General features: G+C 64.5%; 19 protein-coding genes, 1 tRNA gene and 1 riboswitch. Of the genes, 11 read left to right on the forward strand and 9 right to left on the reverse strand.

Features of this window, described 5'->3' with window-relative positions:
* Window positions 1–16 precede the first annotated feature (16 nt).
* Window positions 17–1,054, reverse strand: a complete 1,038-nt coding sequence (locus ACFRJ9_RS13445; RefSeq protein ID WP_377668656.1) for a universal stress protein — start codon at window positions 1,052–1,054, stop codon at window positions 17–19.
* A gap of 397 nt (window positions 1,055–1,451) precedes the next feature.
* Between ACFRJ9_RS13445 and ACFRJ9_RS13450 the strand changes: the two genes are divergently transcribed.
* Entirely contained in the window at window positions 1,452–2,165 is a 714-nt protein-coding gene (locus ACFRJ9_RS13450; RefSeq protein WP_377668658.1) for an FAD-binding protein, read from the forward strand.
* 193 nt (window positions 2,166–2,358) lie between these two features.
* Here the strand turns inward: ACFRJ9_RS13450 and ACFRJ9_RS13455 are convergent, their stop codons facing one another.
* Both ACFRJ9_RS13455 and ACFRJ9_RS13460 read right to left on the reverse strand, forming a co-directional pair.
* Window positions 2,359–3,138, reverse strand: coding sequence for a hypothetical protein (locus ACFRJ9_RS13455; RefSeq protein WP_377668660.1), 780 nt, complete (start codon window positions 3,136–3,138; stop codon window positions 2,359–2,361).
* Between the two features lie 3 nt (window positions 3,139–3,141).
* Window positions 3,142–3,333: riboswitch (cyclic di-AMP (ydaO/yuaA leader) on the reverse strand.
* A gap of 150 nt (window positions 3,334–3,483) precedes the next feature.
* A complete protein-coding gene (locus ACFRJ9_RS13460; RefSeq protein WP_377668662.1) occupies window positions 3,484–4,107 on the reverse strand; it encodes a copper resistance protein CopC in 624 nt (207 codons plus the stop codon).
* A gap of 114 nt (window positions 4,108–4,221) precedes the next feature.
* On the opposite strand from ACFRJ9_RS13460, the gene ACFRJ9_RS13465 reads away from it, so the two are divergent.
* The 7 genes from ACFRJ9_RS13465 (at window position 4,222) to ACFRJ9_RS13495 (ending at window position 13,761) form a co-directional block, all read left to right on the forward strand.
* Entirely contained in the window at window positions 4,222–5,664 is a 1,443-nt protein-coding gene (locus tag ACFRJ9_RS13465) for an NCS2 family permease (RefSeq protein WP_377668664.1), read from the forward strand.
* Between the two features lie 74 nt (window positions 5,665–5,738).
* Window positions 5,739–6,686: a formimidoylglutamase gene (hutG, locus tag ACFRJ9_RS13470; RefSeq protein WP_377668665.1), complete on the forward strand. Its 948-nt coding sequence runs from the start codon at window positions 5,739–5,741 to the stop codon at window positions 6,684–6,686.
* A 61-nt stretch (window positions 6,687–6,747) separates the two neighbouring features.
* On the forward strand, window positions 6,748–7,221 hold the full coding sequence (locus ACFRJ9_RS13475) for a hypothetical protein (RefSeq protein ID WP_377668667.1): 474 nt from the start codon (window positions 6,748–6,750) through the stop codon (window positions 7,219–7,221).
* Between the two features lie 139 nt (window positions 7,222–7,360).
* A complete protein-coding gene (locus ACFRJ9_RS13480) occupies window positions 7,361–8,284 on the forward strand; it encodes a glycoside hydrolase family 43 protein (protein WP_377668669.1) in 924 nt (307 codons plus the stop codon).
* A gap of 110 nt (window positions 8,285–8,394) precedes the next feature.
* Window positions 8,395–8,465, forward strand: a tRNA-Cys gene (locus tag ACFRJ9_RS13485).
* Between the two features lie 103 nt (window positions 8,466–8,568).
* Window positions 8,569–13,437, forward strand: a complete 4,869-nt coding sequence (locus ACFRJ9_RS13490) for an NAD-glutamate dehydrogenase (RefSeq protein ID WP_377668671.1) — start codon at window positions 8,569–8,571, stop codon at window positions 13,435–13,437.
* A 102-nt stretch (window positions 13,438–13,539) separates the two neighbouring features.
* Window positions 13,540–13,761: a hypothetical protein gene (locus ACFRJ9_RS13495; RefSeq protein WP_377668674.1), complete on the forward strand. Its 222-nt coding sequence runs from the start codon at window positions 13,540–13,542 to the stop codon at window positions 13,759–13,761.
* An 80-nt stretch (window positions 13,762–13,841) separates the two neighbouring features.
* On the opposite strand, the gene ACFRJ9_RS13500 is transcribed toward ACFRJ9_RS13495, so the two are convergent.
* The 3 genes from ACFRJ9_RS13500 to ACFRJ9_RS13510 all read right to left on the reverse strand — a co-directional run bounded on the left by ACFRJ9_RS13500 (window position 13,842) and on the right by ACFRJ9_RS13510 (window position 17,633).
* Entirely contained in the window at window positions 13,842–14,090 is a 249-nt protein-coding gene (locus tag ACFRJ9_RS13500) for a hypothetical protein (protein WP_377668676.1), read from the reverse strand.
* A gap of 198 nt (window positions 14,091–14,288) precedes the next feature.
* Entirely contained in the window at window positions 14,289–15,881 is a 1,593-nt protein-coding gene (gene hutH, locus ACFRJ9_RS13505; RefSeq protein ID WP_377668678.1) for a histidine ammonia-lyase, read from the reverse strand.
* Between the two features lie 9 nt (window positions 15,882–15,890).
* Window positions 15,891–17,633, reverse strand: coding sequence for a urocanate hydratase (locus ACFRJ9_RS13510; protein ID WP_377668680.1), 1,743 nt, complete (start codon window positions 17,631–17,633; stop codon window positions 15,891–15,893).
* 162 nt (window positions 17,634–17,795) lie between these two features.
* Between ACFRJ9_RS13510 and ACFRJ9_RS13515 the strand changes: the two genes are divergently transcribed.
* Window positions 17,796–18,239, forward strand: coding sequence for an SRPBCC family protein (locus ACFRJ9_RS13515; protein WP_377668682.1), 444 nt, complete (start codon window positions 17,796–17,798; stop codon window positions 18,237–18,239).
* A gap of 13 nt (window positions 18,240–18,252) precedes the next feature.
* Here ACFRJ9_RS13515 and ACFRJ9_RS13520 read toward each other — a convergent pair whose 3' ends face one another.
* Both ACFRJ9_RS13520 and ACFRJ9_RS13525 read right to left on the reverse strand, forming a co-directional pair.
* Window positions 18,253–19,059, reverse strand: a complete 807-nt coding sequence (locus tag ACFRJ9_RS13520; protein WP_377668685.1) for an IclR family transcriptional regulator — start codon at window positions 19,057–19,059, stop codon at window positions 18,253–18,255.
* A 173-nt stretch (window positions 19,060–19,232) separates the two neighbouring features.
* On the reverse strand, window positions 19,233–20,408 hold the full coding sequence (locus tag ACFRJ9_RS13525; protein ID WP_377668687.1) for a PucR family transcriptional regulator: 1,176 nt from the start codon (window positions 20,406–20,408) through the stop codon (window positions 19,233–19,235).
* Window positions 20,409–20,578: 170 nt separating this feature from the next.
* Between ACFRJ9_RS13525 and ACFRJ9_RS13530 the strand changes: the two genes are divergently transcribed.
* Entirely contained in the window at window positions 20,579–21,886 is a 1,308-nt protein-coding gene (locus ACFRJ9_RS13530; protein ID WP_377668689.1) for an MFS transporter, read from the forward strand.
* A 21-nt stretch (window positions 21,887–21,907) separates the two neighbouring features.
* Window positions 21,908–23,188: an ArgE/DapE family deacylase gene (locus ACFRJ9_RS13535; RefSeq protein WP_377668692.1), complete on the forward strand. Its 1,281-nt coding sequence runs from the start codon at window positions 21,908–21,910 to the stop codon at window positions 23,186–23,188.
* 62 nt (window positions 23,189–23,250) lie between these two features.
* Here the strand turns inward: ACFRJ9_RS13535 and ACFRJ9_RS13540 are convergent, their stop codons facing one another.
* On the reverse strand, window positions 23,251–25,269 hold the full coding sequence (locus ACFRJ9_RS13540; RefSeq protein WP_377668694.1) for an ALF repeat-containing protein: 2,019 nt from the start codon (window positions 25,267–25,269) through the stop codon (window positions 23,251–23,253).
* Window positions 25,270–25,455: the final 186 nt, after the last annotated feature.

Raw genomic sequence — 25,455 nt, forward strand, 5'->3', positions numbered from 1 at the left:
GTTGTGGTTCCGCGGCCTATGCAGCGCCGAGCATCGGACCGAACTTGGGCCGATCAGCCAGCCGGGGATCCTCCCGGTCCGGAACCACAAGCACCGGGCCCTTCGCATGATGCAAAACGCCGTCGGAGGTGGAGCCCAGGAGCATCCCGGCGAAGCCGCCGCGCCCGCGGGTACCGAGCACTACCAGCTCAACGCCACGGCTGGCTTCCACCAGAACATCCACGGGTGAGCCATCACGAAGTTCTGTCTCCACTGTCAATGTTGGGAAGTGGCTCCGGAGCCACGCCACACCCGCATCCAATTGGACCTTGATGTCCGCGAAGAGGGCCTCGCGGTCCAGGGGAGCCGGCACCCATGCCAACGAGCCACTGTATTGGGGAACAGCGCAGATCACCCGGACCTTGGCGCCCATCCGCTGGGCTTGCTCAGCAGCCTCCAGGACAGCGATCCGAGCTTGCTCCGAGCCGTCGACGCCCACAACCACCACGTTCTCCACGGTGCGGGGGCCGGCCTTGGCATGCTCCGCTTTGATGTGTTTGTCCTCGGTGCTTTCGCCCAGGCGGTCAGCACAATACAGCGGGACCGTCACGGTGGGGCACTTGGCGTGGGCCGGCAATGCGCTGCTCACCGAACCCAGGAGTCGACCGACGAAGCCGCCCCGGCCCCGGCTTCCGAAAACGAGAAGGGCAGCATCCGCCGAGAGGTCCAGCAGGACACCCGCGGCATCGCCGTTCTCCACCGACGCATCAACATCGATGGCGTAACCGGAAACCTTGTCCATAGCCTGCTTGACGATAGCGTCCGCGCCCTCGCGAATCACTGAATCGTCCACCGTTGCGTAGCCGCCGTCGAGCCCGGACGCGGCGAAAATCGGCACCGAATAGGCCGTGACGATATGCAAGGGAAGCTGCCGGCGTTCCGCCTCACGGGCAGCCCATACCAAGGCACACTGACCATGCTCGGAACCGTCCACTCCGACAACGATGCCGCCGGGCGCAACCGCCTGGTCTTCGCCGTCCTGTGGGTCTTCAATGCGTCTGCCGTGCTGGTCCATTTGGGGCCCGCCTCTCCACCTACTGCTTGATGTTCCGGCTATTCTGCCAGAGGTTCTCCGGTCCGGATTCCCTCACTGGCCCTTTGTCAATGGCCGGAGCAGGAGAGACCTGCAATTTTCTCCTGCCAATGCCCACTATTCTCGGTCGGCAGTGCCGAATCAAGGCGACTTCGGGGTATGTGCATAACGGTCCGGGCTCGGTTCCTGGACGTCCGGATTGAGCTGCCTGTGAACACGAAAAACACGCTGCCGCGGCAGGCTATCCATGGCCGAAAAAGTTCGGTAGTGTTCGAGTCACCGAATGGCCGGCAAACGTGTTCCAGGACACACACCGGCCATTTATTTGCGGCCGCTTGGGGAACTCGGACGCGATCCCACGCGGTGCCTGCGGGCACACATGTCAAGGAGGAACCAAGCAGTGTCACTCACGCCTGATTCCGGCACGGAACGCACCACTACCGTGGTCATAGGAGCCGGCCTTTCCGGGCTGGCCGTTGCCAGCGAGCTCAGCCGCCACGGCGTGGGCTCCATCGTGGTGGACGGGCTTGGTGCGCTATCCGCCTCAGGACCTTCCGTCCACACCGGCATGCTGCAACGCTGCGACGTCGCCGATCCTGCAGCCATGCAGGAACGCACCGAGATTCTCCGCCACCTGCGCAACTACGCCGCCAGCCATCATTTGGACGTCCGGAACACCACCCGGGCCGTCCGGCTGGACTTCCTGGGCGCTGATCCCTCGCTGCAGTTGGGATACGGGCTCGCGGCCGGCCTGACGAAAGCTGCCCCGCTGCCCGGCCTCCACCTTTCGGGCCCCCTGGAATCCACACCACGTCAATGGGCCGTGCACACGGCCAACGGTGTCCTCCTGGCTGACCACATTGTGGTGACGCGCTGCGCCCAGAGCCAGTTGCGGCGCATGCTGGCCGACCTCGGAATCGCCATCGGCCAGAACCTCGCGACGGCCATGAGGGCCGTGGGGATGCACCTTGTGGGAGTTGGCGAACTCATCACGCCCACGCCAAAGGAAGTGCTCCGTCAGGCCAAAGCGGTAGGACAAGCAATTTCCTCCAAGGTGGCCCTGCCGGCGGGACCCGGCATAGCCATCGCCTGACGGTTCCGCAAACCAACCCGGCGAACCACCCGGCCGGGCACCACCCACCATAGGTGCGCCAGTCCGCCGTCGTGCATGAATTCGGCGTACACAAACGAGGCGTACACAAACGAACAGAACTTAACGCCAAAGGCCGGTGCCTGCGAAGACCTGAATCTTCGAAGGCACCGGCCTTTGAGGTGAAGCGTGAGGCTTATGCGCCAGCGCGCACGTACGTGATGGGACCGGTTGCGGTCAGCCAGCTGATGGGGTGGATGCCCGTCTGGTTGCCGTTGATGCCACCGCTGATGGCCTGGCCGTTGCCGATGAAGATGGCGACGTGGCCGGACTGGACGATCATGTCACCCGGCTGGGGATCGCTGACGACCTTGCCGTAGTTCAGGAACTGCATGGGACCGAGGTCGCCAACCGGAATGCCTGCAGAGCCGAGGGCCTTTTCGACCATGGCGGTGCAGTCCTGGAAGATGCCGATCTGGGCGTAAGCCGAGGCAACCATGGCTGCGTTGATGCTGCCTGCAGGTGCTGCGGCTGCGGGAGCAGCGGCAACCGCGGCGGGAGCCGCAGCTGCAGCCTGGGCGGCAGGAGCCGTTGCGGCGGCAGTGGTGACTGCTGCCTTCTTGGCTACAGGTGCCGGAGCAACGGGTGCCGGCTTTTCGATGACCGGAGCTGCTACGGAAGCAACAGCGGGGCGCTCGAAGTTGACGGTAGCCGTAGCTGCAGCGGTAACAACCTTGGTGGGGGCTTCGGATACGGTCTCAGCGACCGTGGCGGGGCTGGAATCCCGCTGAATCGGAGTTTCAGCTGCGTGGGCGGCAATGGAACCGGTCAGTACGAGGCCCGATGCGGCTGCGATAACAGCTGCCTGGCGGCCAGCGCCGGAAGCGTTGCTGGCAACTGCCTTGGAGATGGAAATAAACGGATTAGGACGTACGCTGTCCGCCTTACGACGGCCGCGAAGAATGCGTGAAGACATGAAAGAGCCTCTCCCGATGCCTGCGAGGTTAGCTGTCGGATTCGGATGGGAGTCACCCGGCCACTATCCCCCGCTGTTCAGCGGAAGCTTCGTGACTTCACCCCAAGGCACGCTCGAAAGCGACCTAAAATGGGTTCCCCGTCTCTGCCGTAGGTTTGTCTGCGAACGGATTCCGGACTGCGGCAGAGCTAGGCAATCAGGCCGGAAGTGCCCGTTACGTGGAACAGGCACAGGTACAACCGTACGCGATGATCACGTCGAAGTCACATTTGAGTAACGAGAAGTCCGGTTTTGGCGTGTCGCGGTAACCATTCCGAGATCTTCGCAGCTACGTAGAAAACCCCGCTATTCCGCGGATTCTCCGCTATCCGCGTCGCTGGAGGCAGCCAATTTCCTGCGGGCCGTAACAGCCAGGAAAATAACGAGACCGACAGCCACCACAGCCAGGCCAACGATGCTCCAGGGGAACGGCTGGGAAGCATCGGCAGCAGGTTGTCCGTTGCCCGTACCCGGGGCAGCGGTTCCGGCCGTCGGCACCGCGGCCGACGCCGATGGTGAGGCGCCCGCGGAGCCGCCGGACGCCGTCGTGCTTCCAGCGGCGGCTGTGAACTTAAAGGTGCCCTCAATGGGGTGCGAATCAGAGCTGACAACGCGCCAGACTACGGTGTATTCGCCTGCGGGCGCTCCCTCGCGCAGCTTCTGGACCGCCTGGTTATCGATGATCTCGACGGCGCCGTCCGCCCAGTTTTCCCCGCCCGAGGTGACCGTGACACCCGAACCGATGGCGAGCGGTCTGTTGTTGAACGTAATGGAAACCGACGCCGGAACAACAGCGACACTGGAACCGTTCGCCGGTGCTGTGGACTCGGCGACGTCGTGCGCCGACGCTGGAGCCGCGGAAAACAGCAGGGCGGACGCGAAAGCAAGAGCAGCGACGACGGCGGCCAGAAGCGGGCGGATGGTGCGCATGGGGCGGTTTCTCCTAGTGTTGGCTTCCTTACAGACTAGGCGAATCGTCGGGCAGGCCCGCACGGGCAGGCATAGGATTTGAGAGCACACTCCCCTCGATCCCCGGAGTCCTTCATGCTTAAACAAGGTTCTGCAGTCGACCGCTACTTCAAGATCTCCGAACGTGGATCCACGTATTCGCGGGAAATCCGAGGCGGCTTCGCGACCTTCTTCGCCATGAGCTACATCGTGGTGTTGAACCCGCTGATCCTCTCAGGGGCCGATTCAAGCGGTGCGTCACTGGGCTTCACAGCCGTCGCCGCCACCACGGCGTTCGTGGCCGGTATCCTGACCATCCTCATGGGGGCGTGGGCCAAGCACCCGTTCGCCGTGGCGACGGGACTGGGTGTCAACGCCTTCGTGGCTGTCACGGTGGCCTCACACCCGGGACTGACCTGGCCGGACATGATGGGACTGGTGGTGCTCTCCGGCGTCACCATGCTCATCCTGGTGCTCACCGGTTTCCGCACTGCTGTGTTCAAGGCCGTGCCGGAGGCCCTCAAGACCGCGATCGTGGTGGGCATTGGCCTGTTCATCGCACTGATCGGCCTGGTCAACGCCGGATTTGTGCGCCGTATCCCGGACGCCGCAGGCACCACGGTTCCCCTGGGCCTCGGCGTGGACGGCAAGCTGATGGGCTGGCCCACACTGGTGTTCGCAGTGGGCCTGATCCTGACCATCGCACTGGTGGTCCGCAAGGTCCGCGGCGCCATCCTGATCGGCATCGTGGTCTCAACAGCATTGGCCGCGATCCTCGAATTCACGCTCCACATCGGCCCCAGCTTTGACGGCAAGAACGTCAACCCGCGCGGCTGGTCGCTGGTAGCGCCCACGCTCTCCGAATGGGGCGCGCCGGACCTGTCCTTGATCGGCAAAGCCAACCCTTTCGGCGCGTTCGAACACCTCGGCTTCATCGCAGCAGCACTGCTGGCCTTCGTGATCCTCCTGAGCATCTTCTTCGATGCCATGGGCACCATGGTGGGCCTGGCCAACGAGGCCGGCACAGTGGACAAGGACGGCAACATCCCCAACGTGGACCGCGTCCTCCAAGTGGACGCCCTCGGCGCGATCGTCGGCGGTGGAGCCTCGGTTTCCTCCAATCAGATCTTCGTTGAGTCCGGCGCCGGCATCGGCGAAGGCGCACGGACGGGCCTCGCCTCGATCGTCACTGGCGTGCTCTTCCTCATTGCCATGTTCTTCACGCCGCTGATCAACCTGGTTCCGTTCGAAGCCGTTGCCCCGGCACTGGTGGTTGTGGGCTTCATGATGGTCTCCCAGGTGGGCAAGATCGACTGGCAGGACTGGGGTGTCGGCATCCCGGCGTTCCTGACCATCGCCCTCATGCCCTTCACCTACTCGATCGCCAACGGCCTCGGCGCGGGCTTCATCTCCTACGTCCTGATCCGCACCTTCCAGGGCCGCGCCCGCGAGGTACACCCGCTCATGTGGGCCGTAGCTGCCGCGTTCCTGCTGTTCTTCGGGATCGGAACTGTGGAGGAATTGTTGGGCATCAAATAAGCAAGTCCGGAGTTTCAGACACCCGCGTGGTTGGATCGCTGGTTTCTGTGTGCGTCTTCGGGTGTGCTTAAAGCATGGAAACCAGCGCCCTCACCGTAGATGTCAGCCCGAGGCCTTGGACCGGCCGCTTTGACGGCGACGGCGCTGAGCACCGCCGCTGGTGGCAGGCCATGGCGCCCCACACTTCGGCAGCGGCCGACGCAGCCTCGCGTCCCGCCGTCGTGCTCGGTTTCTGCAGTGATGCCGGAGTGCTCCGCAACCAGGGCCGCGTGGGGGCCGCCAAAGCGCCGGCCGCCATCCGCTCGGCGTTGGGTCCGCTGGCCTACCACCTTGACCGTGACGTGTTCGATGCCGGTGACGTGGTTGTGGAGGACGACTTGCTGGAAGCGGGTCAAGAGCGCGCCGGCCGCGCCATTTCGGACCTGCTCGACGCCGGAAACCTCACCGTTGTTCTCGGCGGCGGACACGAGACCGCGTTTGCCAGCTACTTGGGAGTTGCCGGTTCCGAAGCCGTCCGTGGCAAGCGGCTCGGGGTGCTCAACCTCGATGCGCACTTCGACCTCCGTGATGAGCCGACGCCAAGTTCGGGCACGCCGTTCCTGCAGATGGCCCACGCGGAAGCCGCCGCGGGACGCGAACTGCAGTACGCCGTCGTCGGAATCTCGAAGCCGAACAACACACGGACGCTCTTCGATACCGCGGACCGTCTTGGCGTGAAGTACCTTCTGGATGAACTGTGCTCGCCGGAAGCCGCGGAGGTCTTCGTGGCGGATTTCCTGGCTGGCGTGGACGTGCTGTACCTGACAATCGACCTTGACGTGATGCCTGCTTCCGTGGCTCCCGGGGTGAGTGCGCCTGCCGCGTATGGCGTGCCCTTGCCGGTGATCAGCGCGATCTGCCGGCAGGTGGCTGCGAGCGGGAAACTCCTCCACCTGGACGTCGCTGAGTTGAATCCCGACTTCGATATTGACGCGCGAACCGCGAAAGTGGCTGCCCGGTTGGTGAACACGCTGCTGGCCTAGGCTCCCCGGCCCTGTTCCAAGCGCCTTCCTCCGCTTAGCCTGTGTGGAGGGAAGGATGGCGATGAGCGCAACTCCTGTGCAGGACAAGTGGGCGTGGGTGGCCGGAGTAGCGGCTGCCGCCTTGGGACTGGCTGCGCATGTGATCGCCGGAGGCAGTGCTCCAGCCGTTCCCGTCTTGCTGGCTTTCGCCGCGCTCTGCGGACTGGCCGCGCAACTCCTGGCCCGGTGGATTCACGGGCCATTGCTGTTGCTTTTGGTATCCGGAGTGGCGCAGCAGTTGCTCCACCTCGGCTTCGACTCGTTCGGGGGATACTTCCCGGGCACCGGATTCCTGGAACATCTCCATGGTGCAGGGCAAGTCCCGGAGGTGGCAGGCGAGGCCGCCCCGTCCCCTGGCACAGCCCACGCCAGCGACCTCATGCTGTACACGCACGTCGCAGCCGCCATTCTCACCCTGCTGGTTGGCGCGGGAGTGGCCAAGGTGGCCCGACGATCATGGAGGGTGTCCCGCAGTGCGTCGTCCCGCCAGGGCTAGGCCCGGCACCCAGGAACGTTTTCACTCAATGGCATGCTGCCTCCACTGCCGGGCGTGCCGTTTGTAGTGTTTGGGCTTAGCGCGTGGCCGGTATTCCGAGACCGCTCAGCGCCCGCCGATGCCGACGAAGGACACTCACATGAACATGGGCCCGTTGAAGAGACTCTCAGAGATCCGGATCCGGGACCCGTTCATCCTTGAGCCGGCACCGGGCAGCTATGTCCTGTTCGGCACCACGGACCACAATGTGTGGGGCGGCCCTGCCACCGGATTCGACTGCTACACCAGTGACGATCTGGAGAGCTGGCACGGCCCGATCGCCGCTTTCCGGCCACCGGAGGGCTTCTGGTCCGGATCACAGTACTGGGCGCCCGAAGTGCACGCCTACGCGGGGCGTTTCTACATGTTCGCCACCTTCCTTTCGGACCACACGCAGGTGCGGGGGGTCGCAATCCTCATGGCGGAGACGCCCACCGGACCGTTCCGGCCATGGAGCGACGGCCCCGTGACGCCTCCGGGCACTCCTTGCCTGGACGGCACCTTCTTCTTGGACGATGACGCGCGCCCGTGGCTGGTCTACAGTCGAGGGGCGGAGGGCACGGCCGGCGGCGAACCACCCCTCGCCGATGGTGAGATGCATGCCCTGCGGCTCTCAGACGACCTCAAAGTAGCCACTGGCGAGCCGCAGCTCCTCTTCCATGCCTCCTCCGCCCCGTGGAGCAAGCCCCTGCGGTTTCCGGACGGCGTCGAACCACCCGCCGAGCTTAGGCTTGCCAAAGACCCCCTGTTCACGGACGGACCATTCGTGCGCCGGACGTCGACGGGGAGTCTTCACATGCTGTGGTCCAGCTTCGGCGACGAAGGCTACGCCATGGGACTGGCGAGCTCCGAGACCGGCAACATCCTTGGTCCATGGGCTCAAAGCAGCGAACCGCTCTGGGCACGCAACGGAGGCCACGGCATGATCCTCAACGCCTCCAACGGAAACGACTACCTGGTCTTCCATGCACCCAATGACACTCCGAACGAGCGCACCACCCTGCTTCGCATTGAGTCGCAATAGGGCGCATTCCACTTCACGGGCAGCAACCTTGGGCAACGTTCCTTAGCGCTGGGAAAGCCGGGGCAATGAACATTGAAGCCCGCGTGCCTGGCCCCCTACTGTCGTTAAAGCGTGGTGTACCCGAGAGGCCAGGGAGCTGCCTGCAAAGCAGCGCACGCGGGTTCGAATCCCGCCACCACGTCTCACTTGGTTTGCGAGCCTCGCGAGATGGCATTTGATGGCAATGTTTGGCTCAAACACTGTCATTAAGTGGCATCTCGCGGGGTTTAAGCGATGATGAAAGCATGTCCCCCAGGATTGAGCCGGCGGACGGGTTTCTGACCGACTACTACGAGCACGTCGCTGACGACGACGTTCGCAATTACACCCCGGAAACGCTGCTGGAACGGGCCCGCTACCACCGCTCCCTCGCCGAGCGGCGGGAACCTGGACAGGCCTTGGTAGGGGTCCTGAACGAGACGGAAGCCAGTTTGGTGGCCATCGTGGCCGATGACTTGCCGTACCTCCTCCCCTCTGTCACCGCCGAGATCGCTCGGGATACTGCTTCCATCCGGCTGCTCGTGCACCCCACCTTCAGCGTTGCGCGCGACCCCGCCACCCACCGCCTGACCAGCATCCACCGCGGGCCTCACCGTACGGGGCTGCCCACCGGCGTCGAACCTTCGGGTGGGCCCCCGCCCGTGGAGCCGGTGACCGGGCCGGACCATGACGACTGCGGACGGCTCACCGAAGCGTGGATGGCAATCGAGATCCCCCGTCTCGCCGACGAAACCAGCACGGAGTCGTTGGTGGCCAGGCTGCAGGCGGTCTTGGAAGACGTCCGGGCGGCGGCGGAGGATGCTGCGGCGATTCACGAAGAACTGCAACGGGAGGTCCGCAGCCTCAGCGAGCGGGCACAGTGGGACCGGGGTGCCCGGGAAGCGCAGGAGCTGCTGGACTGGCTGGATGACGGGAATTTTGTATTCCTGGGGTATCGCGGGCGGCGCGGGCTGGGGCTGCTGCGCAACGAGGATCTCCCCCGGGCCGGCCAGCCGGAAGCCGGCCAGCCGCTCCTCACCCTCACCAAATCCGCCCGACGCTCCACCGTCCTGCGCCGCGCCTACCTGGACGAAATCAGCCTGGTCACGGGCCAGCCGGACGGTGCAAGTCCGGCCGGGTGCACCTTTGTGGGGCTGTTCTCGCCCGGGTCGACGGCGAGGTCCGCCCTGGAGACTCCGGTCATCCGCGAGACTGTGGAGGAGGTGTTGCAGGCCTTCGCCTACCCGCCCACCTCGCATCAGGGCAAGGAACTGATGACAGTGATCGAAGCCTATCCGCGCGACGAGTTGTTCCACATGGACGCCGGGCAACTGGGCGCACACGCCCGCGAAATCCTGCGGCTCCAGGAACGCCACAGCACGCGGCTGTTCCTCCGCCCCGACTCGCACAACCGGTTCATGACCGCCCTAGTCTTCCTGCCACGCCGCCGTTACAGCACGGCCGTCAGGCTCAACATCGAGCGGGAACTCCGTGAGGCCTTCGGCTCCGATGCCATCGAATTCGAGCTTCGCCTGGGCGAATCGGCCATGGCCCGCGTGTTCTTCCGTATCCTGCTGCCCGGCTCCTCCGGAGCGCACCCGGGAGCTCCCGCCGTCGTCGATGCTGCGGTACTGGAGCAGAGGATCATTGCCGCCACAAGGTCCTGGGCGCAGGGCTTGGACGAGGCGTTGCAGACAAGGTATCCGTCGGCGGAGGCCGCGCGACTTTCACGGCTATGGGCTGCAGCATTTCCTGCCAGTTACAAGGCCGTCTACGAGGTTGAAGATGCTGTTGAGGACATCTCAAGATTCGAGAGTTTCCCCGCCGGCCCGGGCGACTTCGTGGATCCGCTGCTGACTGTCTACAAGCGCCCCGGAACAGCGGTCCTGACCGAGGACGCACGGATACGGCTGTATCTGACCCGCCCGCAGAGCCTCACCCAGATTCTCCCGTTCTTCCACAATCTTGGTCTCAAGGTCCTGGACCAGCGGCCGTTCGACGTACAGCGTGCTGACGGGCGGCAGTTCTTCCTCTACGACCTCGGCCTTACCTACCCGCGGGGAGTTGATCCCCTGGCTACCGGCGAGCTCCTGACCGGCGCGTTTTGCGCTGCGATGCGTGGCGACGCCGAATCGGATGCCTTCGACGCGCTGGTCATCAGGGAGGGCATCGACTGGCGGCGAACCGCCGTCCTGCGCGCCTACGCCAAGTACCTGCGGCAGCTCGGCAGTACCAACTCGTACGGTTTCATCGCGGACACGCTCCGTGGCAACGCGACAGCCACCCGTGCGCTGCTGGAGCTTTTTGAGGCGAAATTCGATCCTGACAGGTACGCGCCTGACTTGTTCGATCCTGAACTCTTCAACCCCCACCCGGTTGAAGGGGACGTCTTTGATGAGGCCAGCGACTTCAACTCCCGCGCACACGCCATCCACACTGCCAGGGCAAAACTGTACGAGGCCATTGATGCCGTTCCGGTCCTGGACGCCGACCGGCTGCTGCGCTCCGTCGCCACCTTGGTGGAGGCCACGCTCCGCACCAATTTCTACCTGGAGAAGTCCTACGTCAGCTTCAAGCTCAACCCGGCCGCCATCCCTGCGGCGCCGGCACCGCGTCCGACGTTCGAAATCTGGGTCTACTCGCCCCGCGTAGAGGGTGTCCATCTCCGGTTCGGGCCGCTTGCCCGCGGCGGCTTGCGTTGGTCAGACCGCCGTGAGGACTTCCGCACGGAAATCCTGGGCCTGGTGAAAGCGCAGACCGTCAAGAACGCCGTGATTGTTCCTACCGGGGCCAAGGGCGGCTTTTTCCCCAAGCTCCTCCCGGACGCGGCGGAGGACCGGGCGGCGTGGTTGGCGGAGGGGCAGGAATGCTACCGGACTTTCATCCGCGGCTTGCTGGACATCACGGACAACCTGGTGCCGGATCCCGACGGCGGTGGCAACGGTCGCGGCGCGGCGCCCCCTCGCGTGGTGCGGCACGACGGCGACGACTACTACCTCGTGGTCGCTGCGGATAAGGGAACGGCCGCGTTCTCGGACATCGCCAACGCCCTGGCCGCCGAGTACGGTTTCTGGCTCGGGGATGCCTTCGCTTCAGGCGGCTCCGTGGGTTACGACCACAAACAGATGGGCATCACCGCCCGGGGCGCCTGGGAGTCCGTGCGGCACCATTTCAGCGAACTGATGATCGATTCCCGCACCGAGGACTTCACGGTGGTGGGCATCGGCGACATGAGCGGGGACGTGTTCGGCAACGGGATGCTGCTCTCCAACCACATCAAACTGGTGGCAGCCTTCGACCACCGGCACATCTTCCTGGACCCGACGCCGGACCCCCTGGCCTCCTATGCCGAGCGGGAACGGCTGTTCAAACTGCCCCGCTCCTCCTGGGCCGACTACGATCCCGCGAAGCTCAGCGAGGGCGGCGGGATCTTCTCCCGCACGGAAAAGTCCATAACGCTCACCGAACAGGTCCGGCTCGCCTTGGGATTGGAGGAAGGCGCCGATCCGGAGGGCCAGTTGGCGATGAGCCCGCCCGAGCTGCTCAGGGCCATCCTCATGGCCCCGGTGGACCTCCTGTACAACGGCGGGATCGGCACATACGTCAAGGGATCCGCAGAGTCCCATGCCGACGTCGGGGACAAATCCAACGACTCTATCCGCGTCAATGCCGAGCAACTACGCACACACATCATCGCCGAAGGCGGCAATCTGGGCATCACGCAGCGCGGGCGGATCGAGGCGGCCATGGCAGGCATCCTGGTGAACTCCGATGCGATCGACAATTCAGCCGGTGTTGATTGTTCGGACCACGAGGTCAACATCAAGATCTTCCTGGACCGCATGATCTCCGCCGGGAGGATGCCCGCGAAAGAGCGAACGGCGTTCCTTCACTCGCTGCAGGCTGACGTAGGGCGGCTGGTCCTGAAGAACAACAACGACCAGAACGTCCTCCTGCTCAACGACAAGCAACTGGTGATCGAATGGAGCCCCAGTTTTGAAAGAACCATGGACTGGCTGGAAATGACCACGGACCTGGATCGAAGCATCGAATGCCTTCCGTCGAATCAGGAACTCCGGACCCGTGTCCTGGGCGGAAAAGGGCTGACGACACCAGAACTTGCTGTTTTGGCGGCTTACGCCAAGATCGAACTCGCGCGGGAACTGACTGAAGAAGGGCTCGCCGATGACCCATGGTTTTCCCGGACCCTTCATGCCTACTTCCCCGGCCAACTCTCCGAACGGTTTGGCGAGCATCTCTCCACGCACCCTCTGCGCCGGGAGATCGTGGCCACGGTGGTGGCCAACGACATGATCAACATGGGGGGCATCGCCTTCGCGTTCAGGGCGATGGAAGAGACCACGGTTTCGGCTGCAGCGGTTGCCCGCGGATTCGTAGTGATGCGCCAGGTCTGGGGCCTGGACTCCGTCATGGAGGGGATCGCCGAGCTCCCTGCAAGCACGCCCAGCGAGCACGGGGCCGCTGTTGCCTTGGATATGCGGCGCCTCCTGGACAGGTCCGTGCGCTGGTACGTCACCCATGATTTCCGCGACAAACCCATAGACGACGCCGTTGCCCGCCTTGAACGGCCGCTGTCCCTCATGCGGTCCGATTTCACTGGCTTGCTGCACGGCATCAACCTGGCCCACTCGTTGAAGCGGCTGGCCCACACGGACTCCGTGGGACTTCCCCACGCGCTGGGTATCCGTGCCTCGGAGCTCCTGGTCAGCTACGGCCTCCTGGATATTTCGGCGATCGCCGAGGAACTGCAGGAGCCCGCACAGGCTGTGGCCGAGGTGTATTTCGCCGTCTTCGAAAGGATCTCGGCTATTCCGCTGCTGGAACACATCACCATGCTTCCCCGGGACACGCACTGGGAATCGTTGGCACGGGCCGCCCTCAGGGATGACATGTACTTGGTCCTGGCCGACATGACGAAGGCCGTGGTCCGGCATACCTCCCACCCGTCTGCGACGGCTGATCCCGTGGAGCGGATCGTGGATTGGGAGCACGGAAACATCGATCAATTGGCGCGCGTCCAGGAGACAATCCAGGAGGCCATCAAGCCAGGTCCGGTGGACATTGCGGCCCTCTCAGTGGCGGTCAAACTGCTCCGCGCCATGGTCCGGCGATGAGACCCAGGTCACGAGGCTGCCAGTCATCTTACAAATTTTCGACCGAAACGTCCTATGATTGATGGGTCGCCCTCGCATGCGACAAGTATTAGGAGGCCCCCAATGACCCCTGCAATGACTGCAGAACGCGAAATTCGCTTGTCCTTTTCCACGGCTGGCGAAGTCCACGACGGACTCGAGCGCGCCGTGGATGCTTTGATTAACACCGCAGCAGCTGACGCCAACTGCGGCATCCTGGTGACCCGGCACGAGCCCGGCACCTATACCGTGGCCCTGGACGAATCCGTTCCCTTCGGTCAGACCCACGAAGCACTCGCTGCCTGACAGCGAAACAAAACCGGGGCCCGCCCCCTTTCCGCTTCTACTACCTGCGGAATGGGAACGGGCCCCGGTTTTTGTTTAAGCTACGCCCGGCGGAGAGTCACGCCGTCGGACTTCATGAACAGTTCCTTGCCCTCTTCGGTGACGCCCGGCCCCGAGTGCTCAAGCCACACCACGTTTCCGCTGCTGGAAATTTCCTCGACCAGACCGGCGGCGATGACGTGGGCATACTTGACCACTTCCACCCGCTCGCCAACCTTGAGTGTCTTCCAATCGGAAACCGTAGCCGAGTGAGCGCTGCGCCTGGAAAGGACTGCTCCGCGTGCCTTCATTGAACTTCTACCCCTTTGTGGATGTTCTCTGTTGTGTATTGAGTTGTTGAACGGTTGACCGTCAAGCCCACGACATCGTTGGCGTGGACGTGACGTACACCATAAGTTCTACTACATTTGTCACGCCCCGGAGATTGCGTTGCGAACAATTTCCGGGGCATGACAAATCTGCTCAACAAATGAGCGTTTTATTCGACGTCAGGCCAAAATCCCGACGGCGGATTCGGCGGCCGCGCGGACCGCACCCGAACCGACCAAACGGTCAGCTGCTTCCAGTTCCGGTGAAAGGAACCTGTCGGTGCCCGGCCCCTGAACCACTTGGCGAAGCACCTCGAGCACAGCCGTGCCGGCCGGGCCTGGGGTGAGTTCGCCGTCGGACATCTGCGTACGCATGTCAATGGCGCGGGCGCTGGTGACGAGTTCGACGGCGAGCACGCGGCGAAGGTTCTCCACGGCCTTGCGCAGCTTCCGGGCTGCGTGCCAGCCCATGGACACGTGGTCTTCCTGCATGGCGGAGCTCGGGATAGAGTCCACCGATGCCGGAACGGCCAGGCGCTTGTTGTCCGAGACCAGGCCGGCCTGCGTGTACTGGGCGATCATCAGGCCGGAGTCGACGCCGGGGTCACCAGCAAGGAAGGCCGGAAGGCCGTGCGAACGGGCAGGATCCAGCATGCGGTCCGTACGGCGCTCGGCGATGGAGCTGAGATCCGCGACGGCGATGGCCAGGAAGTCCAGGACGTAGGCCACGGGGGCGCCGTGGAAGTTGCCGTTGGACGTGACGCGGCCGTCGGGCAGAACCACCGGGTTGTCGATCGCTGCTGCGAGTTCGCGGGACGCCACCAGGGCGGCGTGGTCCACTGTGTCGCGGACGGCGCCGGCAACCTGCGGGGCACAACGCAGCGAGTACGCGTCCTGCACCTTGGTGTCGTTGATCCGGTGGGATGCGACGATCGGCGAGTTGGACAGTACGCGCAGCATGTTGTCGGCGCTGGCGGCCTGGCCCGGGTGCGGACGCAGTGCGGCGTGGAGCTCAGGCAGGAACACTTGGTCGGTGCCCAACAGGGCCTCGACGCTGAGCGCGGCGGTGACATCCGCCGTCGCGAGCAACAGACGGATGTCGGCGATGGCCATCAGCAGCATGCCGAGCATGCCTTCGGTGCCGTTGACGAGGGCCAGGCCCTCCTTCTCCGCCAGCGTAACCGGCTCGATGCCGTGCTGGGCGAGCAGCTCAGCAACCGGTGGCTTGCCCGCGGTACCGTAGAGCTCGCCGTCGGGACCCGTTGCTTCGCCTTCACCCATGAGGACCAGGGCGCAGTGGGACAGGGGTGCGAGGTCGCCGGAGCAACCCAGCGAACCGAACTCCCGGACCAGCGGGGTGATGCCCGCGTTGAGGACATCCACCATGGTCTGCAGGACCACGGGGCGGACGCCTGTGCGGCCCGATGCCAGGGTCTTGGCGCGGAGGAACATGATGCCGCGGACCACTTCGCGTTCAACGGCCGGGCCCATGCCGGCAGCGTGGCTGCGGATCAGCGACTTCTGCAGCTGGGTGCGGAGGTCGTTGGGGATGTGGCGGTTGGCCAGCGCGCCGAAGCCCGTGGAGATGCCGTAGGCGGGGACATCGCTCGTGGCGAGGTCGTCAATGTGCGCCCGGACCTTGGCAACGTTGTCCAGGGCTTCCTGGGAGATGGTCACCTTGGCGTCGTGGCGGGCGACGGCGACGACGTCTTCCGGGGTCACGCCGCTGGAGCCGAGGGTGACGGTGAGTTGTTCGTGGGTAGTCATAGTCACTTTTGTTGCCTACTTCTCGTTCATGGGGATGCGGACGCCGCGTTCATTGGCGACTTCAAGGGCGCGGTCGTAGCCGGCGTCGACGTGGCGGATGACGCCCATGCCGGGGTCGTTGGTCAGGAGCCGTTCCAGTTTCCGGGCCGCCAGTTCGGTGCCGTCAGCAACGGAAACCTGGCCAGTGTGGATGGACCGGCCAATACCAACACCACCACCGTGGTGGATGGACACCCAGGTAGCACCCGAAGAAGCAGCGGTCAGCGCGTTCAGCAGCGGCCAGTCAGCAACCGCGTCCGAGCCGTCCTTCATCGACTCGGTCTCCCGGTACGGGGACGCCACGGAACCCGAATCCAGGTGGTCACGGCCGATCACGATCGGAGCCTTGACCTTGCCCTCGGCGACGAGCTGATTGAACAGCAGCCCGGCCTTGGCGCGTTCGCCGTACCCGAGCCAGCAAATACGTGCCGGCAGGCCCTCGAATTCAACACGTTCGGCCGCAGCGTCGATCCACTTGTGCAGGTGCTTGTTCTCCGGGAACAACTCCTTGATCGCTTCATCGGTGACACGGATGTCCTCCGGATCACCGGAGAGCGCGACCCAGCGGAACGGGCCCAGGCCCTCGCAGAACAACGGACGAATATACGCAGGGACGAAACCGGGGAACTCGAACGCCCGCTCGTAGCCGCCCTTCCGGGCCTCATCCCGGATCGAGTTACCGTAGTCAAAGACCTCGGCCCCGGCGTCCTGGAACTCCACCATCGCCTGCACGTGGCGGGCCATGGACGCCTGCGCCTTCTTGGTGAACCCTTCAGGATCCGCCTCGGCCTCGGTGTGCCACTCGGCCACGGTGATACCCTCCGGCAAGTAGGACAACGGGTCATGCGCGGACGTCTGGTCGGTGACCACATCAAACGTGACTTCCCCGGCTTTGTGGCGGCGCAGCAATTCAGGGAACACCTCGGCTGCGTTACCTACGTACCCGACGGACCAGCCCCGGCGCTCATCCTTGGCGGCCTGGACCTTCGCGATCGCGGTGTCCAGATCGGTTTCCACCTCGTCCAGGTACCGCTTACCCACACGCCGACGCAGGCGGGACTCGTCCACATCAACAATCAGGCACGCGCCATCATTCAAGGTCACGGCCAACGGCTGCGCGCCGCCCATGCCACCACACCCACCGGTCAACGTCAGGGTCCCTGCCAGCGGTCCCTCCGTTGAGCCTTCCACGGCACTGGTTTCCAGAGACACAGCCGGGTGGCGTCCCTCCGCAGCGAGCTTATTCCCCACCGCGGCGAAGGTCTCATACGTGCCCTGCAGGATGCCCTGAGTGCCGATGTAGATCCATGACCCAGCCGTCATCTGGCCGTACATCATCAAACCCTCAGCCTCGAGCCGACGGAACTCGGGCCACGTCGCCCAATCCCCCACCAGATTCGAGTTGGCCAGCAGCACGCGCGGGGCCCACTCATTCGTGCGGAAGACACCCACCGGCTTACCGGACTGCACCAAGAGGGTTTCGTCTTTCTCCATGGTTTCCAGGGTCCGGGTGATCGCATCGAACGCGGCCCAGGAACGCGCTGCGCGGCCGGTTCCGCCGTAGACCACCAAGTCATCCGGGCGCTCGGCGACCTCGGGATCCAAGTTGTTCATCAACATGCGCAACGGCGCCTCGGTCTGCCACGACTTGGCAGTAAGTTCAGTACCCCGCGCGGCCTTGACCGGACGGGCACCAGTAGTGAAATCGGCGGGTGCCATGGTGACTCCTTCGTCTGTGGGAAGTATGTGGTGGAAAGATCTTCTGCTTCTACTAAAGCCCCTTTATCAAGCGGCCGGAACGGCTTTTCGAGCGGTGCTGTCCGGGATTACAGACCCGCGCCACCCCTCGCATTCGCGGGACAAAGAGCGCATGCTGGACCCATGGCAACGTTCCGTGTCACCACGCTCGTCGCGGCGCCCCCCGAGCGTGTCTTCGCAGCTTGGACCGACCTGGACCGGTTCCCGGAATGGATCGGCGGAGTCACCCGCGTGAGCGACCTTGTGGGCTCAATCGACCAAGCCGGCAGCCGGTACACGGTGTGGTTCGGCCGGATGTCCAGCCCGACGGAAATCCTCGCCGTGGAGCGCCCCTGGCACATCCGCACGCGGTTCGGCAATGCAATCCTGAAGGGCGAATCAGAGGTGACGTTTACTGCCGAAGGCGCGGGCACGCGCATCCAGCAGGAGTTCATGACCCGGGGATTCATCGCAGGGATCTTCGGGCGGCTTTTCGCCATGGGATCCTACCGGGGCAGCTTCCGCGGTGAACTGGAGACCTTCCGCAAACTCGTCGAGGGCGAAGGCTCGGGCCCAGGCGGGCAGTAGCCGCCCGATCGGGCTAGACCGCGGGCCGTCCGTGGATCCGGACGGACAGTTCGTCCGCCGCTTTCCGGATGCGGGCAGCGAGCACCGGCCATTGCTCAGCAGGCACTTTGTCCTCCAGGAACGTCACGGCGACTGCCGCCGTCGGCCATCCCACATGGTCCGTCACGGCGGCGGCGATGGAGCCGAATCCCGGGGTGATTTCGCCGTTTTCCGTGGCGTAGCCACGCTGCCGCACCTGATCCAGGTGGGACGATAACGCCGAGTACTTCATGATGGGGAATTCCACCTCGTGCCGTGAGGTGAACGCGGCGGCGTTCGGGTAGAGGGCGCGGACTTGCGACTTGGGCAGGGCGGCCAGGATGGCGCGGCCCGAGGCGGTGAGGTGGCTGGGAAGGCGGACCCCGACGTCGGTCACCAGGCTTGGGCGGTTCTTGGCACGTTCCTCCACGATGTAGAGGACGTCGCGACCATGCAGCACGGCAAGGTGCGCGCTCTCGCCGATGACGTCAACCAGCGAGGCAAGCATGGGGCGCCCCAACCGGGACAACGGTTCCTGCCGCGAGTAGGCAGAACTGAGCTCGAAGGCACTGATTCCCAGCCCGTAGCGCTGTTCCTCGTGCAGGTGCAGGACGAAGCCGTTGGCCTCCATGACGCCGAGCAGGTGGTACACGCTGGAGCGCGGCAAGCCGAGCGCTGTGGCGATGTTCGATGCCGCCATGGGACCACGGCGGGACGCCAACAGTTTCAGGATACGCAACGTGTTTTCGGCGGCAGGGACCTTGGAAGTGGCCTTGCCCGGTGCGACTGACGTGGTTGTCATGGTTCCTCACTGCTCGGTGTTCTTCCGGATCGAAGCCGACGCCAAGGTGCGCAACTGTCCGGTATCCCGTACTCAAGCGTGCACCCTGGACGCAGCGGATGCCAGACCACCACACCCGAGGTATGTCTGAAATACCAGACTCTTCCTCCGCGTGGCTGCCCTGGATGCCTTCGCTAGGACGCGCCCGGAGCCTTCCCGTACTCACCGGAGGCGAAGGCGACACGTATGGTTGCCGCGTCCCAAGGGATGGCCGGATCCAGCCCGGTCAGTTCCTTGAATCGCGCCAGCCTCTTCAACACCGTGTTCCGGTGGCAAAAGAGCGCAGCCGCAGTGGCCGACGGCGAACCCGTCCGCAGATACGTGTGCACAGTTTCCTGCACATCCCGCCGGCCCTCGTCGGTCATGGCCCGGAGGCCTTCCACGACGCCCGCGGCTACCGAGGAGGCGATTTCCGGCTGGGCCGTGACAAAGAGGTCCGGCCATCCGTCCAGCAAGGTCCTGGGCATCGGAGCGTCGTCCGCGGCGGAAACCAGGAGGTCGTGGGCGATTCCCCAGGCCCGCGGTACGTCCGCCAAAGAGGCAGCAAGCGGAGCGGTGGCCAGACGCAGTCCTTCGGTCCAGGACGGCAGAACGGAAGACGCGCCCGAAGCAGGCAGCAGGACCAGTGTCGAGTCCGCCCGTGCATGGATTTGCGCACGCCCGCCGGCCTTCGACACCCGGGTCCTCACGTCCGCCAGTTGGTTCAGCGCCACAGCCATCACCAGGAAAGGACGATCGTGCGGAAGGCCCAGGGTCCGGGCCACATGCATCACCCTGGCAGGTTCCGGCCGGTCCTTTTCCAGGAAGCCGCTCAGGATCACCGATATCTCAGTTTCCCTTTCGCGGTGGATCCTCGACACCTCGGCCAAATAGCCCGCGTGCACGCGCACCGTGTGGAACTCAATCGCTTCCCACAGTTGAACGGCCGAGCGGTCCAGGGCCTCCCGTTGCGGGGGCGTGGCCTGCGACTGGAGTGTGGTCCACAAGAGCCGGAACACCATGCGAACCGCTTGCAGGAGCAGCTCCAAGGGAACTCCCTGGGTGGCCCGACGTCGGCCGATCGCCTCCGAAACGCCCAGAAGATGGCTGGTGACCGGCATGCCCGCGGCTTTGCGCAGGATCAGTTCCAAAGCGTCGGCGGTGGTCGCTTGGAGGTCCGCCGGCGGTATGTCCAGATCGGCGTAGCCGTCGATGGAGCGCAATTGGACCAGATAGCCTTCGGCCAAGCTGTCGAGGTGTTCCAGGCACCATGACACCAGCTCGGCCAGTTCCGGAAGCACAGGCTCCTCAAAGGTATTGGCAGTGTGCATATGCACATCCTACGCACGCCCAACTGGGAGCCTCCGTACCTAGTGCACCACCCCGCTTCTCGTATCTACTTGAAGGACAGGAAAGCCCGGGACGCGAGCCCAATGACGCAGCAAACGCGGACCGGCATCCAACTCCCCATAAGCATCTGCACATCAACGGAGGATCTGACATGACTGAGAATGCCCAACGGGCCCCGGACGTCGAGAACCATCACCTGAGCCCACGGGAGGCGCGGCGCGTCACCCTCGCTGCCTTCGTGGGCACCGCCCTGGAATGGTACGACTACTTCCTCTTCGGCACGGCGGCCGCTTTGGTCTTCAACAGGCTCTTCTTCACGAGTCTGGACCCGCAAGCGGCGACGCTGGCGGCTTTCGCAACCTTCGGCGTCGGATTCCTGGCGCGTCCCCTGGGCGCTGCAGTATTTGGTTACGTCGGCGACCGCTACGGACGCCGCCCGGCGCTGCTGACAACCATCGTGGCCATCGGTGTGGCCACCGGCCTCATCGGCGTCTTGCCGACCTTCAGCGAAGTCGGCCTCGCCGCACCCATCGCCCTGGCAGTCCTTCGCCTCGTCCAAGGACTGGCCGTTGGAGGCGAATGGGGAGGTGCCATGACCATCGCGATCGAACACGCGCCGAAAAAGACCCGCGCTTGGTACGCCGCCCTCATTCAGATCGGTTCACCCGTGGGAACGCTGTTGTCCTCGGGTGCTTTTGCCCTGGTGCTGCTGCTTCCGGCCGACCAATTCGACGCCTGGGGTTGGAGACTGCCGTTCCTGGCGGCGTTCCCGCTCCTGCTGGTAGCCCTGTATCTCCGCGTGAAATTGGAAGAGTCGCCTGTCTTCGCCGAACTTGTAGCCCACGAAGACCGCGCCAAGGTCCCCACGTTCGAGGTCTTCAAGCGGACCGGCGGACGCCTGGTCATTGCCGTGATGTGCGCGTTCCTGGCTGTGGGCGGCTTCTACATGATCACCACCTTTGCCATCAGCTACGGCGTGGGAACCCTCAAGCTGGACCGCGGACTGATGGTCAACGCCACGCTGATCGCTTCCGCCCTCCAGATCGTCGTCACCGTCATCGCCGGAAAGATGGCCGTGAAAAAGGGTGCGGCGTACATGGTCTTCCTGGGCGGGGCGGCAACCGCCATTGCCGCGTTCCCCGTGTTCTGGCTCTTGGACACCAAAGCGCCTGCCGCCGTCGTCCTTGCCGTGGTGCTCGGAATCGTCATGATGACCGTGGGCTATGCCGGCACAGGGTCCGCTTTGGCCGATCTGTTCCCGGCAAGCCTGCGCTACTCCGGTGTCTCCCTCGGCTACAACATCGCGGGCGCCTTGTCCGGGTTCATGCCGTTCCTCTCCCTCGCAGCGTTGGAAGCTGCCGGCGGCCAGTCATGGGCACCGTCGCTGGTCCTGTTCACCATCGCAGCCATCACCGCGGCCGGAGGCCTCCTGGCCCGCCGGCTCGCCCCTATCGACTAACCCCATCACCAAAGGACAACCATGCTCTCCCAGCCACAGATCGATTCGATCGTCAAAGCCGTCGACGAAAACTTCGACAAGCAACTCAGCTTCACCGGAGACCTCATCCGCCACCCTTCATTGCGGACGCAGGAAGAATCAGCCCAGGACCTCATGGAAGACGCCCTGAGCACCCGCGGCTTCGCCATCGACCGCTGGGAGCTCGACCCCGAAACCATCAGCCAGCACCCCGGAGCCGGGTTCATCAACGTCCCCTACCAAGGCATGACCAACGTGGTGGGCACGTATCAACCTGCGGAAACAACAGGCCGGTCCCTCATCCTCAACGGCCACATCGACGTCGTCCCAGTGGGGCCCCAAGAGCAATGGTCGCGTTCACCGTGGGAACCGCATATGGAGGACGGTTGGCTCTACGGCCGTGGATGCGGCGACATGAAGGCGGGCCTGGTGGCCGGTCTCTACGCCATCGATGCCATCCGCGACGCCGGCCTGGAGTTGGCGGCGCCCCTTTACTTCCAGTCCGTGGTGGAGGAGGAAAGCACCGGCAACGGAACGCTGTCGGCCATCCAGCGTGGCTACACGGCAGAGGCCGTACTCATCCCCGAGCCGGAAGAGGACATGCTGGTCCGGGCGAACGTCGGCGTCATTTGGGCCAAGATCCGCGTGGGCGGCAAGCCCACCCACGTCCGCCAGATGACCACCGGCTTCAATGCCATCGATGCCGCGATCGACGTCGTCAAGCAGCTCCGGGTCCTCGAAGCGGAATGGAACGCCGAACGCGGGAACCACCGCTACTTTGAGCATCTGGACCACCCGATCAACTTCAACATCGGCCAGATCACTGGTGGCGACTGGCCTTCCAGCGTCCCGGCGTGGTGCGAATTCGACCTGCGGGCCGCCCTCTATCCGGGCGTGACGGCGGACGAAGCCTGGGAGCAGATCCAGCACCATCTCAAGATCGCGGAGGCAGCCCTGTCCTCCGAGGACGCCTACGTCAAAGCCGAACGGACGGGCTTCTACGCCGAAGGTGCCGTCTACGAAGAAGGAACAGACGCCGAGCGCGTCCTGGGCGAACACCACCAGACGGTCTTCGGATCATCGCTGGAATCGTTCACCACCCCGGGCTACATCGATTCGCGGCTCTTCGTCCTCTACTCCGGGCTGCCAACCCTGGTCTACGGCCCGCGGACCGAGGAAATCCACGGCTACGACGAACGTGTCAGCATCGAGTCCCTGCGCAAAGTCACCAAGACCATGGCACTGTTCATCGCAGAATGGTGCGGTACTACCGACGTGAAATAGCCCCTTCATGACCGCGGACGCCTGAGTGGTGGCGTCCGCGGTCGTGGGTTTTAAGTGCTCGGTTAGGCCTTGGCCTTCTCGGCAGGCGCAGCACCCTTCCGGCGGAGGACAACCGTGATCGCTCCGGCCGCAGCCAGGACCAGGGCCACGATCAGGCCGATCGTCCAGCCGTTCGGGCCAGCCGAGGAAGCGGTCAGCGGAGCGGCCGCCTCTTGCGACTGTTGATCCACTGAGGGCGTAACCAGGGGTGCCGATCCTGCCTGCGGGACCGTGATGGTTGGAGTCCCCGTGGCGGCTTCGGTTTCCGTTCCGGTTTCGGTCTCGGACAGCTCGACGGCGGGAACAGACTCACGCGGCCACGGAATGATGATCGGGGCTACTCCGGTTCCGGACTGGTGTGAAGACTGCTGTGAAGACTGCAGGGACGAGTCAACACGGCCGGCATTGGCCTGGCGGGCGGCCTCCGCGGCGCGGGCAGCTTCCGCCGCCTTTGCAGCGTCAGCGGCCTTTGCAGCGTCAGCGGCCTTGCCGGCGTCGAGAGCTGCTTTGTCCGCCAAGCCGGCCAGTTCGCCGATCATGGCGTCAATCCCGACGACGTGCTTGGCCGTTGCCGCGTCCCGCCCTGAAGCGGCAAACTGCCCGGACGTGGCGAATGCTTGGAGGTCGGCACGGCTGCCGTCCAGGGCGACACTTGCTGCCACCTGCTGCTCCGGTCCCGCCGGGTCCAGGAGGCTGTACGCCAAAATGGAGTTGTCCAGATGCTGCGCGGCGTCCAAACCGTACTCCAGGAAATACCGTACTTCGGCGTGGTTATTGGATCGGAGGGCGGCTTCGGCGGCTTGCACTACGTACTTTCCGCCCTGTGCCTTGGCCTGGTAAACGCGTTGGTTGTCCCCTGCGAACGCGGAAGGTTTGGTGTCGTCCCGTTCGACGGCATCGGCATAGCCGTTGGCGATGAAGGACTTCACTCCAGCGTCGCCGCTAATGAGGGCGGCCTCGGCTGCCTTCCGAACCTCGGGCGTACCAGTCAGCGCCAGATCAAGCGTGGCCTGGCGGGCGTCCCTGATCGACGCATCGAGATCGGCTCCAGGCGTGGTGAGCGTGGACAACAGGGCGGGGAGCTCCTCGGCGGCTTTCCAATAGGCCTTGGCCGCGATCTTCGCTGCAGCCAGTTCAACGCCGTCGATTACCTGCCTTGGCGAAGCCTGTGCTGCCCTGAAGTTCCTCTCAGCAGCGAGTCGCTCCGAGTCCGTCGTCCTGGCGGCCGCCGCCGTGCTTCGGGCCTGCTCGACGGCGGTGCTCGCCCGCTGCGCGACGTCTGCGGGGTCGCCCGGATTGGCGTTGATGTCGTCCTTGACCTGCTGTAGCAGCTGAGCGATGGCCTTGCCTTCAGCATCGCGTGCTGCGGCGACAACCTGCCCGTAGCGAAGGAAAGCGGCGACGGTTTCCGCGTCGTCGCTCGCGACTGCGGTCTTTGCGCCTGCCGCAACGCCAGGGACAGGGGAGCCGAACAATTGGAACGCAGACTGACGGTCCTGACGCTCGGCGATCTCACGCCAACCCGTCAGCACGAACTCTTCAATGGCTTCCTCGCCAGCGTCCACGCTGTTGGACGCGGCAGCTCTGATCTCTGGATCCTCCATTTCAGTGAAAAACGTAGCGGCCGTGCGGAGATCACCCTTCCAGGTGCCGGCCCACCCTTCAGACAAGAAGGCGACAGTGGCAGCATCGGAGGCAAGAGCCGTCTGCGCCGACGACCGCACATGCGCACTCCCCCGCGTCGTCAGGTCGGTGACCAGTTGCTTCCGGTCCGTGGCCAGCGGGAGGTCCTGTCCGCCGTCGAGGAATGCCTGAATTGCTTCCGGCCCACCCACAACTGCAGTCCCGGCCGCGGCGCGGGTTGCCGGACCACCATTCCTCCACAACTCGAACACCCCGGCTTCATCGACTGCGCGCTCCACGAACGGCACCGGAGCCTGCGAAGCATCCGGGATTTCGAAACCCGGGATCTCATGTGCCTGCGCGGGAGCCGCGAAAAGCAAAGAAGCCCCGGCCACAACAGCAACCAGAACAGCGGTCAAACGGCGTCGCGAACGACGGAACGAACGGATCAAGAGTCCCCCAAGTCAGGATGTGGCGGCAGCACAGAATTCAATGGGGGCGGCGCTGGAAGCGAGGGATGCCTGACCGGTTTGATGTGCTTTCCGCGGTCATCATATCCGACAGGAAACCCTTACTTTGACTTCTCGGGATGACCCGTCGCGGCA

It is taken from the genome of Paenarthrobacter sp. NPDC056912, assembly GCF_042786555.1.
GTDB lineage: Bacteria > Actinomycetota > Actinomycetes > Actinomycetales > Micrococcaceae > Arthrobacter.

Coding starts and splice junctions, on each gene's coding strand:
- ACFRJ9_RS13445 (WP_377668656.1), bottom strand. CDS start 1,054: ATGGACCAGCACGGCAGACGCATTGAAGACCCACAGGACGGCGAAGAC.
- ACFRJ9_RS13450 (WP_377668658.1), top strand. CDS start 1,452: ATGTCAAGGAGGAACCAAGCAGTGTCACTCACGCCTGATTCCGGCACG.
- ACFRJ9_RS13455 (WP_377668660.1), bottom strand. CDS start 3,138: ATGTCTTCACGCATTCTTCGCGGCCGTCGTAAGGCGGACAGCGTACGT.
- ACFRJ9_RS13460 (WP_377668662.1), bottom strand. CDS start 4,107: ATGCGCACCATCCGCCCGCTTCTGGCCGCCGTCGTCGCTGCTCTTGCT.
- ACFRJ9_RS13465 (WP_377668664.1), top strand. CDS start 4,222: ATGCTTAAACAAGGTTCTGCAGTCGACCGCTACTTCAAGATCTCCGAA.
- hutG (WP_377668665.1), top strand. CDS start 5,739: ATGGAAACCAGCGCCCTCACCGTAGATGTCAGCCCGAGGCCTTGGACC.
- ACFRJ9_RS13475 (WP_377668667.1), top strand. CDS start 6,748: ATGAGCGCAACTCCTGTGCAGGACAAGTGGGCGTGGGTGGCCGGAGTA.
- ACFRJ9_RS13480 (WP_377668669.1), top strand. CDS start 7,361: ATGAACATGGGCCCGTTGAAGAGACTCTCAGAGATCCGGATCCGGGAC.
- ACFRJ9_RS13490 (WP_377668671.1), top strand. CDS start 8,569: ATGTCCCCCAGGATTGAGCCGGCGGACGGGTTTCTGACCGACTACTAC.
- ACFRJ9_RS13495 (WP_377668674.1), top strand. CDS start 13,540: ATGACCCCTGCAATGACTGCAGAACGCGAAATTCGCTTGTCCTTTTCC.
- ACFRJ9_RS13500 (WP_377668676.1), bottom strand. CDS start 14,090: ATGAAGGCACGCGGAGCAGTCCTTTCCAGGCGCAGCGCTCACTCGGCT.
- ACFRJ9_RS13510 (WP_377668680.1), bottom strand. CDS start 17,633: ATGGCACCCGCCGATTTCACTACTGGTGCCCGTCCGGTCAAGGCCGCG.
- ACFRJ9_RS13515 (WP_377668682.1), top strand. CDS start 17,796: ATGGCAACGTTCCGTGTCACCACGCTCGTCGCGGCGCCCCCCGAGCGT.
- ACFRJ9_RS13520 (WP_377668685.1), bottom strand. CDS start 19,059: ATGACAACCACGTCAGTCGCACCGGGCAAGGCCACTTCCAAGGTCCCT.
- ACFRJ9_RS13525 (WP_377668687.1), bottom strand. CDS start 20,408: ATGCACACTGCCAATACCTTTGAGGAGCCTGTGCTTCCGGAACTGGCC.
- ACFRJ9_RS13530 (WP_377668689.1), top strand. CDS start 20,579: ATGACTGAGAATGCCCAACGGGCCCCGGACGTCGAGAACCATCACCTG.
- ACFRJ9_RS13535 (WP_377668692.1), top strand. CDS start 21,908: ATGCTCTCCCAGCCACAGATCGATTCGATCGTCAAAGCCGTCGACGAA.